A 13,468-nucleotide genomic window follows, 5' to 3' on the forward strand; every position below is an offset into this window, starting at 1 on the left:
AAAATTTGTTAGGCCGGATTTAAGCGAAACGGAGATACGGTGCTACGGCCTAGCTACGCGGAAATGCATAGGTTCCGCAAGTCGCTCATTAATAAATAATTGCAAAATAACGTCAATGGTAGCGCAGTGAAAAATCTTCAAAAAATAAAAAAGCCGAACGCTCCTTAAGGATCCTTCATTTTATTCAGGATGACAATTATTAATATAATTTTTCGACTTTTTAAAATATATTTGAGTAAACCAAATATCATGAAATTTCATTGTACCCTTTTATTACTCTTTATACTAAGCACTTCAGCATTTGCCCAAAAAAGCCTTTTTAACGGCAAAGACTTAAATGGCTGGCACGTAGACGTGCCCGCGATGGACAGCAACCCCAACGCCATTAATCCATTTATCGTGCGCAATGGTATGTTAGTTAGTTTAGGCACACCTGGTGGACATTTGATAACTGATAAAACGTATAAAAACTATCAGTTAACCGTACAATACCGCTTTGCTGGCAAACCAGGTAACTGCGGCGTTTTGGTACATGCTTCAACTCCGCGTGTGCTGTATGGAATGTTCCCTAAATCGATGGAAATCCAGATGCAACACAAAGATGCGGGCGATTTTTGGTGTATTGAGGAAGACATTACCGTACCTGATATGGTAAGCAGACGTGGACCAAAAGAAAACTGGGGTGTAAATGGCGATAAACTGCGCCGCATAAAAAACTTAACAGACGACAGTGAAAAACCTGTTGGCGAGTGGAATACCATGATAATCCAATGTCTGAATGATGAAATAAAGGTTTGGGTTAATGGCACTTTGGTTAATTATGGCACAAATTGTACCGCAAGTAGTGGACAAATCGCTTTACAGGCAGAAGGTAGTGAAGTAGAGTTTAAACAATTGGATTTGAAACCAATCAAAGAGTTGTCTGAATAGCCAATCGTTAGTTGGGCCATTGAACAAATTTATTTTTACTAAACTGTCAATCATATTGATTTTTTAGACATCCTAATTCCTGAGGATCAGATTGGCATCATAAAAATTGAACATAAATCACATTTTTCAGGTGTAAAAAAGAAGTCAAGTTTTTATAGCAGATTAGCTATTAAACTTGACTTCTTTTTAATGTGTAAAGTTCCTGATTGGGGAATTTAGAGATTTAAATACCTAATAGTAATCTGGCCGGATCTTCTAATAGTTGTTTCACCCGAACCAGGAAACCAACTGACTCACGTCCGTCGATAATTCGGTGATCGTAAGATAAAGCAACATACATCATAGGGCGGATCACTACCTCGCCTTTTTCTGCTACCGGACGCTCAACGATATTGTGCATCCCTAAAATAGCCGATTGTGGTGCATTGATAATCGGCGTCGACATCATTGAACCAAACACACCACCATTGGTGATGGTAAATGTTCCACCAGTCATTTCTTCAATGGTTAATTTGCTATCGCGTGCTTTTAAAGCCAGTTCTAACACCGACTTTTCAATCTGAGCTAAAGTCATGCTTTCGGCATTACGGATTACCGGAACCACTAACCCTTTTGGTGCAGAAACAGCGATAGAAATATCAGCAAAATCATTGTACACCAATTCTTCACCTTCAATACGACCATTCACTGCAGGAAAATCTTTTAAAGCTTCAGTAACAGCTTTGGTGAAAAAGCTCATAAAACCTAAACCTACGCCAAATTTCTCTTTAAACTGGTCTTTATATTTTCCGCGTAAATCCATAATGGGCTTCATGTTAACCTCGTTGAAAGTGGTTAACATGGCAGTTTCATTTTTAACGGCAACCAAACGTTTTGCAACTGTTCTACGCAGTGGAGACATTTTCTCACGACGCTCACCACGGCTACCTGCAGAAGCAGCAGCTGCAACCGGCGCACTGGCTTTTGGCGCTTCAGCTTTTTTACCCGCTTCCGCCTTTACCGCATCATCTTTGGTAATGCGTCCGTCAATACCCGTACCTTTTACAGCAGAAGCATCAATACCTTTTTCGGCAAGGATTTTACCTGCAGCAGGTGAAGGCGTACCTGTAGCATAACTCTCGCCTGATTTTTCAGCAACTGGAGCCGCAGTTTTTTCTTCAGCAACAACTGCCTTTTCTTCAACTTTCGGAGCTTCAGCTTTGGCGGGGGCTGCACCCCCATCTTCAATTTTACAAACTACTGCACCGATGGCTAAAGTATCACCTTCGGCTGCTATGGTTTTTAAAGTTCCAGCTTGTTCTGCGGTTAATTCGAATGTTGCTTTATCCGACTCCAATTCGGCTATCACTTCATCCATTTCAACAACATCACCATCGTTTTTTATCCAACGTGATAAAACAACTTCTGTTATCGACTCACCAACCGGTGGAACTTTTATCTCTAAACTCATATTTTTAAAATTGGTAATTTTTGTTCTTATATGTTTAAGATTCAAAGGTTACAGTAGTCCGGACTCTTAACCGGTATCTTTTACTCTCGAATCTTTAATTAAATTAATCCGCTTCAGCTAATTTCTTGTTGGCCTTTTTAGCTTTATCTTTAACTTCTTCTTCCTTGATCGAAACTTCTAAAGCGTTAGCTAAAATATAGGCTTGTTGATTGGCATGTTGTTTAGCAAAACCTGTCGCAGTGCTGCTACTTTCTTTTCTCGATATCACATCAATGCCTTTCAAGCCTGTTTTGTATAATTTACGGAAAAGGTATGGCCATGCACCCATGTTTTCTGGTTCTTCCTGTACCCAGAAAATTTCATTCGCATTTTTATATTTTGCCTTAATGCCTTCCATCTGATCAACAGGTGTTGGGTATAATTGTTCAACACGAACGATAGCAACATGTTTTACCTGATCTGCCTGCTGTTTTTCTAATAGTTCGTAGTAAATTTTACCACTACAGAAAACGATGCGAGTTACCTCTTCTACTTTGACATTTACATCATCAATTACTTCTTTAAATCCACCTTCGGTAAACTCTTCTAATGTAGAAACACAAGCTGGGTGACGTAATAAACTTTTTGGCGTAAATACCACCAAAGGTTTACGGAAATCGCGTTTAAACTGGCGACGTAAAACATGGAAGAAGTTTGCAGGAGTAGTACAATTAGTGACCTGCATGTTGTAATCGGCACAAAGCTCCATAAAACGCTCAATACGTGCTGATGAGTGCTCAGGTCCCTGTCCTTCGTAACCGTGAGGCAATAACATTACCAAACCGTTTTCACGCTGCCATTTAGTTTCAGCACTTGCAATATATTGATCGACAACAATTTGTGCGCCATTAAAGAAATCACCAAACTGTGCTTCCCAGATGGTTAATGCATTCGGATTGGCCATGGCATATCCATATTCGAAACCTAACACACCGTACTCTGACAAGTGCGAATTGTAAATATCAAATGAGGCCTGTTGATCTGAAATATTGGCCAATGGTACATATTCTTCCTCACTATCTTCAAGCGTTAATACCGCATGACGGTGAGAGAAAGTACCGCGCTCCACATCCTGACCACTTAAACGAACGCGCTTACCCTCTGATAACAAAGTACCATAAGCCAGTTGCTCGCCCATTGCCCAATCGAAAACAAGCGTTTCATTAACCATTTTGGTGCGCTCGGCAAATAATTTCTCGATTTTTTTGAAGAACTTTTTATTTGATGGTAAAGTGGTAATGCGTTTGCCAATTTCCAGTAATGTACTTTTTTTAACTGCGGTTACCGGCGAGGCTTCAAAATCTTTAGGTGTCGCCATCCGCAAATCTGCCCATGCGCCACCGAATTTAACTTCGCTGTTGCTGGCTACATATTCTTTAGCTTCATTTAAGCGTTCCTGCAAAATACCGCGGAAATCTTTTTCCATCTCTTTTGCTAAACCGGCTTCCAGCTTGCCTTCCTTGGTCAACTGATCGATATATATTTCCCTTGGGTTAGGGTGTTTTTCGATTGTTTTGTATAATAATGGCTGTGTGAATTTAGGCTCATCAGATTCATTGTGACCAAAACGGCGATAGCAAAGAATGTCAATAAAAACATCATTTTTATATTTCTGACGGTATTCCATCGCCAGATTAATGGCATAAACCAAAGCTTCAGGATCATCACCATTTACGTGGAAAACCGGTGATAAAGTTACTTTAGCAATATCAGTACAGTAAGTACTGGTACGGGCATCTTTATAGTTGGTAGTGAAACCGATCTGATTATTAATTACCAGGTGAATGGTACCCCCTGTTTTGTAACCTTCAAGGCCTGCCATCTGAATAACTTCATAAACAATCCCCTGTCCGGCAACTGATGCATCACCGTGAATCAAAATCGGTGCTAAGCGGCTGTTATCGCCACCATATTTAAAATCAATTTTGGAGCGGCTCATGCCTTCTACTACGCCATCAACCGTTTCTAAATGTGATGGGTTAGGACATAAACTTAAGTGAACGCTTTTGCCCGAACCTGTAGCAACATCTGTAGAATAACCTAAGTGGTATTTTACATCACCACCATATGGGGTATCAGGACTGTAACTCTTACCTTCAAACTCAGCAAAAATATCTTTGTATGTTTTTTGCATGATGTTGGCCAGCACGTTTAAACGACCGCGGTGTGCCATACCAATGACAAATTCTTCGATTCCCAGTTCCGCTCCTTTTTCGATTACCGAATCTAAAGCAGGGATCAAAGCTTCTGCACCTTCTAATGAAAAACGTTTTTGCCCCAGGAATTTTGTTCCCAGGAAATTTTCAAAACTTACTGCTTCGTTTAATTTCCGGAGAATACGTTTTTTCTCGTCGATAGAGAAGTTAGGGGTATTACGTACGCTTTCCATTTTTTGCTGAATCCAGTTCAACACTTCTGGCGTACGTAAAAATTTAAATTCGGCCCCGATAGAACCGGCGTAGGTTTGTTTTAAAAAGGCTACAATATCTTTCAATTTTGCCGCACCAATGCCAATCTCTACACCAGAATTAAAAACAGTTTCCAGATCGGCATCCGATAACCCAAAATTGGCCAGCTCCAATGTCGGTAAATGTTTACGTCTTTCGCGAACGGGATTGGTGTGCGTAAATAAATGCCCGCGGCTACGGTAGCCATCAATCAGGTTTAAAACATTAACTTCTTTTAAAAAATGTTCGGGTGTTTCTGCTGTTGCTGCAGGCGCTTCAGATCCCCTTCCAAAATCAAAACCTTCGAAAAATTTCTGCCACCCAAACTCAACAGACGCCGGATCTTGTTGATAGGATTGATATAAAGACTCTATATATTCGGCGTTTGCGCCATTGAGATAAGATAATTTATCCATTATTAACTGTTTACTATAAGCATTACAAAATTAGAATTTTACCTTATATAAATGGCAAAAATCTCGATTAAATTAAATGAGCGGGCTTTAAATTTATGATTGGTTAAATGAGTTGGCCTTGTAAACAAAAAATGAGCAAAACCTGTTAAAATTTGATTACCCGAATGCACTCATTCAACCCGCAGTATTTTTAAAATTCAATCTTCACAACTATGATGCCCAAGTTATGGCATAATTGCCTTTCGGGTCAAGATTTTTGATATTTTTATCCAGATCGAAAACACTTTTTGATTTTTGATCATTACCTACACCGGCTACATTGGCCCAATTGCCCCAATTACTGGCAGGATTGTAATCAATCAGTTTTTCTTCAAAATAGGCTGCTCCCAAAACCCAGCTTACCTCTAAATTATTGATTAGATAAAGGGCCGCCGTTTGTCGGGCAATATTCGAAATGAAACCGGTTTGGTTCAACTCCGTCATCACCGCATCAACTACCGCAAAACCAGTTTGCGCATGGCGCCATTTATTAAAGTTCTCCTGCTCATTCGCTACATCAACCAGGCCCTGGCTGCCAAATCCATCCGGACTAAAAAACGTATTACCGTATTTTTTGAACATGAAACGGAAATAATCTCTCCACAGCAGGCCTAATAAGATATGATTGAACATGGCTTTTGTATTGGGCACACTTTCCATCTTTTTAATTTCCCAGTACACTTTACGTGGAGATAAACTGCCCATGGCCAACCAGGCAGAAAGTTTGGAAGCAAGAATTAAATTTTTGGTGGTTGCAGCTTGTTGCATAGCCATAATCACCTTTTGAAGATGAACCAAACCTTCTGCTTCTCCACCGGTGAATTCAAAATCTGCACGCTGGTCTTTTTGCTGGGGAAAAAGATTAAGAGCTTCTAACGAAGGTAAGGTTCCCCAGTCAATTACTTCTGCTACGTTGATCCGGTCTGGCGCTGCAAAACAAGGCTTGATCATCGAATCGCGTTCAATTTTCTTTTTAAACTGATTAAAAGCATCGGGAATATCCTTAATGGGAAATGGCAGATCTTCCTTATTGTATAAAGTATGACCAATAAAATGTTTCAGGTTGACACGTAATTTCCAAAGTGCATTTTCCACCAGTGTTGAGATATGCGTTTCCTCACGCGCCACTTCCCGGTGATGATAAACTTCGGTAATTTCATATTCCTGAACAAGCTGAGGAATAATATCTTCAGGCTTACCCTCAGCAATCAGCAAATTACCGCCAATCTGTTTTAAAGCGTTTCGTAAGCCTGAAACACTTTCTAAAATAAACTGCGCTCTGATATTGCCTGTTTTTAAAGTGCCATATCTGGTTTCGCCAAAAGAACGGCGATCCAGAATGTATACAGGCAAAATCGCATCAGATTTAGCAATCGCTTCCACCAGCATTTCGTTATCATGCAAGCGAAGATCATTTCTAAACCAGACTAAAATTTTTTTGGACATCTTTTATCGAAAAGGGTATAAGAACGCTTTACAAATTTATCTTATTTTTCTTCTTCATCCAACCGCTAAGTAATTCTTTACAAATAGGAAACAAAAGAATTAGAACCGGATTAATGCATTTTTAAGATCTCTCCAACAAACCCTTTTGCTTCTTCGGTGTTTAAAAAAGATGGCAAAAAAGATTCTGATTACCGGTGCTACAGGACTTGTGGGTACTGAACTGAAAAAGCACTTGCTGAACAAGGGTTATGAGGTGAATACACTTTCGAGAAAGAAAGATAACGATACAAATAATTTTGTATGGGATGTTTATAAGGGCACGATTGAGGCTGACTGTTTAAATGGTGTGGATGCCATCATCCATTTAGCGGGCGAGCCAGTTGCTGATCAAAAATGGACGGACGAACGCAAAATGCAGATTATTGACAGCCGCGTAAAGTCGACCGAACTGCTCTTTAAAACAATCAGATCGAAGCCCGGACTTCAGCTAAAATCGTTCATATCGGCTTCCGCAGTTGGTTTTTATGGCGATTGCGGCGATGAGATTTTAACAGAGGAAAGTCCAAAAGGTTATGGTTTTTTAGCAGATTGCTGTAAACTTTGGGAAGATGCGGTGGATGAGGGCAAAAAACTAAGCCTTCGGATTGTAAAGCTCCGTACCGGGATTGTGTTGAGCAATGATGGAGGTGCATTGCCGCAACTGGATAAACCGGTAAAACTGTTTGTCGGAGCCGGCTTAGGAACGGGAAAACAATGGACGCCCTGGATACACATCGACGATATGGTTGGCATGTATACTGAAGCCATCGAAAACCTGAAAATGGAGGGCAGCTATAATGCCTGCGCACCATTTCCGGTAACCAATACAACCTTAACCAAAGCCATTGCCAAACAACTCCACCGCCCATTCTGGCCCATTAAAGTACCTATAAAGGCATTGGAACTATTATTGGGTGAACGTGTAGATGCCGTTTTAATGAGCAATAATACCTCGGCACAAAAGATTTTGGATGCAGGTTTTAAATTTAAATTTACACATTTGGATGATGCCTTGAACGCATTGTACAATTAGGTTAGTTGACTATGACTGTTCAAATTGATTAATTGTTAACTGTAAACCGCCAATTGAAAACTATAATATTGGTTAATCCGTTAATACGCTAAACGCCCATCTCTAAACGCTTAAACATCCAGATTCTAATAATAGCCTATAATAAATGACTCCAATATCCATTTTTTGGTTCCGCCGCGATTTACGTTTAGCAGATAATGCTGCCTTATATCACGCCCTGAAAAGCGACTATCCGGTTTTGCCACTTTTTATTTTTGATCAAAATATACTGAAAAAACTATCAAAAGATGATGCACGCGTAACCTTCATCTATCAAACTATTGAATCATTGAAAAAAGAACTTCAGCAGCAAAGATCGGATTTGCTGGTAAAATATGGCACACCTGAGAAAGTTTGGCCCGAAATTTTAAAGGAGTACCAGGTTAAAGAAGTGTACACTAATCATGATTATGAACCCTATGCCCGCGAGCGTGATGATAATATGGCAGAGTTTTTAACCAGCGAAGAAATTGTGTTTAAAACCTATAAAGACCAGGTTATTTTTGAAAAAGATGAAATCTTAAAAGCAGACAAAACACCTTATACCGTTTTTACCCCTTTTTATAAACAGTGGCATGCCAAACTGAACGATTTTTATGTGAAGCCTTATCCAACCAAAAAGTATTTTAAAAACCTGCTAAAAACCAGGCATCTGCATAGCCCGGGTTTAAAAGAAATGGGCTTTGAAAAGAGCAAGCTGGATTTTCCGAAAATAAATTACAAAAACAAGCTTGATGATTATGCAAAAGAACGCGATTTCCCTGCGCTTGATGGCACCACACATATTGGTTTGCATTTGCGTTTTGGAACCTTGAGCATCCGCAAAGCTGTTAGAGACGCATTAGACGCAAAATCGAATGTCTGGCTTTCGGAACTGGCCTGGCGGGAATTTTACATGACGATACTTTGGCATTTCCCTTACGCTGCTTTCGATTCGTTTAAAAAACAATACGATAAAATTAAATGGCACAACAATGAAAAAGAGTTTAAGGCCTGGCGTGAGGGCAATACCGGCTATCCGATTGTTGATGCAGGCATGCGCCAGCTGAACCAAACTGGCTGGATGCACAATCGCGTACGAATGATTGTGGGCAGTTTTTTGAGCAAACATTTACTGATTGACTGGCGCTGGGGAGAAGCCTACTTTGCCGAGAAATTATTGGATTACGAAATGGCGAGTAATGTTGGCGGCTGGCAATGGGCCGCAGGATCTGGAAACGACGCCGCACCTTATTTCAGGGTTTTCAACCCTGAACTGCAGACCAAAAGATTTGACCCCAAACTGGAATATATTAAAAAATGGGTACCAGAATTTGGTACAAAAAAGTATGCCCAACCAATAGTTGAGCATACTTTTGCAAGGGAAAGGGTTTTAAAAGTTTTTAAAGAGGCTTTATCTAATTCGTAACCTTTACAATTTCAATATCAAAGTCTAAAGGCATTCCATTAGCCAAGTCAGAAGGTAATATGAGGCGAAGCTTACCGCCAGCGGTTACTTTTCCTGGTATGATTAACTGCCAACCTTTAAATAAATTACTTAAAACATCCGTTATTTGAGCGGGTTGGGGTACGATAACACCATCTAAAGTTCTTAACGTATAATTTGCAACTATTGTAGAATTTAAATTAATAGCATCAGTTCCCGTACCGGGTGTAATAATTGAGTACCGTGCCCTTGACGGATCCTTAGTTACTGTTAAATTATTATTGGCGATTAACTTATTAATTTCTAATTCGTCAATTTCATGTCTCTTGGATTCAACATATAAACCTAAATCAACAATAATATTCTCATTTGAAGCAATGTTAAGAGCACTCAGCCCATTTTTACCAAAAGCCATATACGAAGGTATAATCAACGTGGCTTTCCCTCCTCTATTTAATTTCGATAGTACTTCTCTGACTGGAGTTAAAAGAAATTGTTGTTGATTAAAAGTAAACCTATCTGTATAGCCTAAATAATTACCTGGTATCATTAAATCTTTAGATTGAAAAAAAACTTGCCCAGATAATGTTTTAAATGTGTAAGAATAATAGACCGAATCTTGATTTGCAACGGCACTGCCCGTACCCTGTGCTGTAATTTTATAATAATATCCCTTTGTTTGATCCTTAGTGAAGCTAAGATTATTCTGCTTCAAATATGTTTGAATAGCTGCATCATCTATACTTTGAATAGACTCATACTCTTTTTTACACGAGCTGAAAATGATAGTAGCCAGTAAAATTCCGAATAGGCCAAGTTTAGTAAATTTGTTCATTTATTGTTGTACGTCTGTAAGTGTTATCGTAAAATCGAGTACTGAATTAGCAGGAACTGAACCTGATGCACGAGTTCCATAAGCATAATATGATGGAATAATTAACCGGATCTTTCCGCCCTTTTGTATTTTTTGAATCCCAAATTGCCATCCTAAAATAACATTTCCGAGTTTAAAGGTGGCTGGGTTTCCTTTGGTACTGTCGAAAATAGTACCGTTTAACAATCTCCCTTCATAATCTGCAGAGATCACTGTAGAAGTTAAATAACTTACGCTTCCTGATCCTGGAGCGATAATCTGATAGAAAATACCGCTCGCATCTTTTGTTCCCGAAATATTATTTGCTTTCACAAAAGCAGCTATAGCGGTCGTATCTGCTTTAAATTGTGGAGTAGGGTCGTAGGTATCATCAATCGGCACATTTTTCTTACAGGCTGCTAAGCACCCTGCCAGGCAGATCACTAGTAAAAAATATTTAAACTTAACCATTATCCGCAAAAATAAGCTTTTAATGTGGTTGCAACAATTTTTAACCTATTTTAACAATTTTAAAGCGTTTAGAGAACCAGCCTTAATGTGAAAATATATAAAACAGTTTTATACTTTAGGCTTTATGCCTATTGGACGTTTAAAAGCTGAATATTAAAATCCAACACAGAATTTCCAGGAATGGAACCTACAGAACTACTACCATAACCTAAAGCCGGTGGCACAATTAGCCTGATTTCGCCGCCTTTCTGGATTTTAGGAATACCGATGCGCCAGCCTTGAATCAGTTCTGCAAGGTTAAAGGTTTGTTCTTTGCCACCTCCATTATCAAATACATTTCCATTTAACAACCTTCCTTCATATTTGATGGTAATTTTGGTATTGCTTGGATAAGTAAATGAACCCGATCCAGGTTTAATGATCTGGTAATATAAACCTGAGTTATCCCGAACGGCATTGATATTATTTTTTTTAATAAAATCTGTGATCTGTTTTTCGGGGTCCTCGTCTTTTTTACAAGATGAAATAACAGCTACACTTAAAAAAAGTATGGTAAGGAATCTAAATTTAATCATGCGCGAAAATATGATTTTAATAGCATAAAGCTATTTTTATGTTTTTGTTTTCTTTTAAGCTTCATTTTTACGAAAGAGACATTCTAATAGAGAGATCGTCATTGCGAGGAGGCTTCTTTAGCCGACGAAGCCTGCCGGCAACAGGCTGGCAATCTTTAAGAAAGGATCATTAATTAGCATGATAGATTGCTTCGTCGTACTTCCTCGCAATGACGATTTTTTTGGAGTCTGTGAAAATGTTGGGATAGGTATTTGCACCCAAACAGAATAGATGTTTCTTGCCAAAGCATATTATGGATCGCTGCAAAATAATAAAAGGTTTAGCGTTTGAGTTAATGCACCCAAACCCTAAACCTTAAGCCCTATACCCTAAACCTGCCTTAAAAAATATATTTATTTGCTTCGATCAATTGTTGTGCAACTCTTTGACGGGCGTCTTTCACATTAAACGGTTCTACTTTTGTAAAGCGGCGTAAGCCTACCTGCATCATACGCAGTTCATCACCCTCTGCAAAAGCCCAAAGTGCTTCTTTACCTGCTTTAGCTATACCGTCTACAGCTTCTACCATGTAAATCCGCAATAAATCCAGCTGGCCTGCACATGCTTCTTCACCACGTGTATGCACTAATTTCTCTGTCCTCAGTAAAGCCGACTCAAGCACATAAACATAACTGGCCATATCAGCAATGTTCATTAAAATTTCCTGTTCTTTGCTCAAGGTCATCATTAATTTTTGAACCGCAGCACCAGCCACCATTAATGTTGCTTTTTTCAGATTGGAAAGTACTTTTTTCTCTGCCGCAAATAGGGTAGTATCCTCTTCACCAAAATCAGGTATACTCATCAGCTCGGCGGCAACTGCTGTAGCAGGGGTCATTAAATCCAGCTCACCTTTCATGGCACGTTTCAGCATCATATCAACCGTTAACAATCGGTTAATTTCGTTTGTACCTTCAAAAATCCGGTTGATACGAGCATCGCGGTAGGCCCTGTCCATAGGCGCATCGGCACTAAAACCCATACCACCATAAATCTGCACACCTTCGTCTACCGTGTAATCTAAGGCTTCAGAGCCCCACACTTTTAATATGGCACATTCCACCGCAAATTGCTCTACAGACTTTAACCTGGCTTTGCCAGATTCCATTCCACCAGCCACCAATTGATCGTAAGTATCATCAATATTTTGTCCTGCACGATAGTTTGCGGCATCAACTGCATAAAGCTTCGATGCAATTTCTGCAATTTTAAAACGGATAGCGCCGTATTTCGAAATCGGACGACCAAACTGGATCCGCTCGTTCGAATAATTGATGGCTGTATTTAAAGTTGCCTTTGATGCTCCTATCGCCGCTGCTGATAATTTGATGCGGCCAATGTTTAAAATATTTACTGCGATTTTAAAACCGTTTTCACGTTCGCTTAACATATTCTCAACAGGCACCGGGCAATCGTTAAAGAAAACCTGACGTGTTGATGAACCCTTGATACCCATTTTGTGCTCTTCGGGATTCATCGTAATGCCCCCAAAACCTTTCTCCACAATAAACGCAGTTAAGTTCTTATCATCATCAATTTTTGCAAAAACGATAAAAATATCGGCAAAACCACCATTGGTTATCCACATTTTCTGACCATTGATGATATAGTGCTTCCCGTCATCACTCAATTTAGCTTTGGTTTTTCCGGAGTTTGCATCAGAACCCGAGTTTGGTTCGGTTAAGCAATAAGCAGCTTTCCATTCGCCTGAACCGAGTTTAGGAATGTACTTCGCTTTTTGCTCTTCGTTACCATAATATAAAATCGGTAATGTCCCGATTCCGGTATGAGCAGAAAGTGCAACGGCAAACGAGTGGCCTGCACCTACCACATCTGCAACCAACATGGACGTATTGAAATTTTTGCCAAAACCGCCATATTCTTCCGGTACGGAAACACCTAGAATGCCCAGTTCGCCAGCCTTAGTTAACAGTGTCGGCATCAGTTCGGGATCTTCCTGCTTATCGATTTTTTCTAAATTAGGATAAACCTCGGCCGCCAGAAAATCGCGACAAGTTTGTGCAATCATCTGCTGCTCTTCGTCAAATTCTTCAGGGATAAATACTTCCTGATAAGTGGTATCCTTGATTAAAAATTCACCACCCTTAATTGTCTTTTTTTCAGTTGTTTCCATTGTTATGAGATTTGAGAAATGAGATTTGAGATTTGAGACCTGCCCAAATTCAAACTCAAATCATTTTGTATGAGTTTTGAGACATTAGATG

The 13,468-nt window shown here is 39.5% G+C and carries 10 protein-coding genes; 3 read left to right on the plus strand and 7 right to left on the minus strand.

Annotated elements, in window-relative coordinates; translation table 11 throughout:
• Positions 1–249: 249 nt before the first annotated feature.
• On the plus strand, positions 250–930 hold the full coding sequence (locus QZ738_RS20345) for a DUF1080 domain-containing protein (RefSeq protein WP_293790101.1): 681 nt from the start codon (positions 250–252) through the stop codon (positions 928–930).
• Between the two features lie 223 nt (positions 931–1,153).
• Here the strand turns inward: QZ738_RS20345 and odhB are convergent, their stop codons facing one another.
• From odhB to QZ738_RS20360, 3 genes are all read right to left on the minus strand, one after another.
• A complete protein-coding gene (odhB, locus tag QZ738_RS20350; protein ID WP_293790104.1) occupies positions 1,154–2,380 on the minus strand; it encodes a 2-oxoglutarate dehydrogenase complex dihydrolipoyllysine-residue succinyltransferase in 1,227 nt (408 codons plus the stop codon).
• Positions 2,381–2,483: 103 nt separating this feature from the next.
• Positions 2,484–5,282, minus strand: coding sequence for a 2-oxoglutarate dehydrogenase E1 component (locus tag QZ738_RS20355; RefSeq protein ID WP_293790107.1), 2,799 nt, complete (start codon positions 5,280–5,282; stop codon positions 2,484–2,486).
• Positions 5,283–5,492: 210 nt separating this feature from the next.
• A complete protein-coding gene (locus tag QZ738_RS20360; RefSeq protein WP_293790110.1) occupies positions 5,493–6,767 on the minus strand; it encodes a DASH family cryptochrome in 1,275 nt (424 codons plus the stop codon).
• A gap of 169 nt (positions 6,768–6,936) precedes the next feature.
• Here QZ738_RS20360 and QZ738_RS20365 point away from each other — a divergent pair, with 169 nt between their 5' ends.
• Positions 6,937–7,839, plus strand: coding sequence for a TIGR01777 family oxidoreductase (locus QZ738_RS20365; RefSeq protein ID WP_293790112.1), 903 nt, complete (start codon positions 6,937–6,939; stop codon positions 7,837–7,839).
• A 145-nt stretch (positions 7,840–7,984) separates the two neighbouring features.
• On the plus strand, positions 7,985–9,286 hold the full coding sequence (locus QZ738_RS20370) for a deoxyribodipyrimidine photo-lyase (protein ID WP_293790115.1): 1,302 nt from the start codon (positions 7,985–7,987) through the stop codon (positions 9,284–9,286).
• On the opposite strand, the gene QZ738_RS20375 is transcribed toward QZ738_RS20370, so the two are convergent.
• The 4 genes from QZ738_RS20375 to QZ738_RS20390 all read right to left on the minus strand — a co-directional run bounded on the left by QZ738_RS20375 (position 9,276) and on the right by QZ738_RS20390 (position 13,377).
• Positions 9,276–10,139: an FKBP-type peptidyl-prolyl cis-trans isomerase gene (locus QZ738_RS20375; protein WP_293790118.1), complete on the minus strand. Its 864-nt coding sequence runs from the start codon at positions 10,137–10,139 to the stop codon at positions 9,276–9,278. The two genes, QZ738_RS20370 and QZ738_RS20375, sit on opposite strands and share 11 nt — an antisense overlap.
• Positions 10,140–10,628: an FKBP-type peptidyl-prolyl cis-trans isomerase gene (locus QZ738_RS20380; protein WP_293790120.1), complete on the minus strand. Its 489-nt coding sequence runs from the start codon at positions 10,626–10,628 to the stop codon at positions 10,140–10,142.
• Between the two features lie 128 nt (positions 10,629–10,756).
• Complete coding sequence (locus QZ738_RS20385) at positions 10,757–11,203, minus strand: FKBP-type peptidyl-prolyl cis-trans isomerase (RefSeq protein WP_293790123.1); 447 nt, start codon at positions 11,201–11,203, stop codon at positions 10,757–10,759.
• Between the two features lie 380 nt (positions 11,204–11,583).
• Positions 11,584–13,377, minus strand: a complete 1,794-nt coding sequence (locus tag QZ738_RS20390) for an acyl-CoA dehydrogenase family protein (RefSeq protein WP_293790125.1) — start codon at positions 13,375–13,377, stop codon at positions 11,584–11,586.
• Positions 13,378–13,468: the final 91 nt, after the last annotated feature.

It is taken from the genome of uncultured Pedobacter sp., from assembly GCF_913776295.1.
Taxonomy (GTDB): Bacteria; Bacteroidota; Bacteroidia; order Sphingobacteriales; family Sphingobacteriaceae; genus Pedobacter.

Excerpts from the sequence above, each read along its gene's own strand:
- QZ738_RS20345 (WP_293790101.1), top strand. The coding sequence starts at position 250 with ATGAAATTTCATTGTACCCTTTTATTACTCTTTATACTAAGCACTTCA.
- odhB (WP_293790104.1), bottom strand. The coding sequence starts at position 2,380 with ATGAGTTTAGAGATAAAAGTTCCACCGGTTGGTGAGTCGATAACAGAA.
- QZ738_RS20355 (WP_293790107.1), bottom strand. The coding sequence starts at position 5,282 with ATGGATAAATTATCTTATCTCAATGGCGCAAACGCCGAATATATAGAG.
- QZ738_RS20360 (WP_293790110.1), bottom strand. The coding sequence starts at position 6,767 with ATGTCCAAAAAAATTTTAGTCTGGTTTAGAAATGATCTTCGCTTGCAT.
- QZ738_RS20365 (WP_293790112.1), top strand. The coding sequence starts at position 6,937 with ATGGCAAAAAAGATTCTGATTACCGGTGCTACAGGACTTGTGGGTACT.
- QZ738_RS20370 (WP_293790115.1), top strand. The coding sequence starts at position 7,985 with ATGACTCCAATATCCATTTTTTGGTTCCGCCGCGATTTACGTTTAGCA.
- QZ738_RS20375 (WP_293790118.1), bottom strand. The coding sequence starts at position 10,139 with ATGAACAAATTTACTAAACTTGGCCTATTCGGAATTTTACTGGCTACT.
- QZ738_RS20380 (WP_293790120.1), bottom strand. The coding sequence starts at position 10,628 with ATGGTTAAGTTTAAATATTTTTTACTAGTGATCTGCCTGGCAGGGTGC.
- QZ738_RS20385 (WP_293790123.1), bottom strand. The coding sequence starts at position 11,203 with ATGATTAAATTTAGATTCCTTACCATACTTTTTTTAAGTGTAGCTGTT.
- QZ738_RS20390 (WP_293790125.1), bottom strand. The coding sequence starts at position 13,377 with ATGGAAACAACTGAAAAAAAGACAATTAAGGGTGGTGAATTTTTAATC.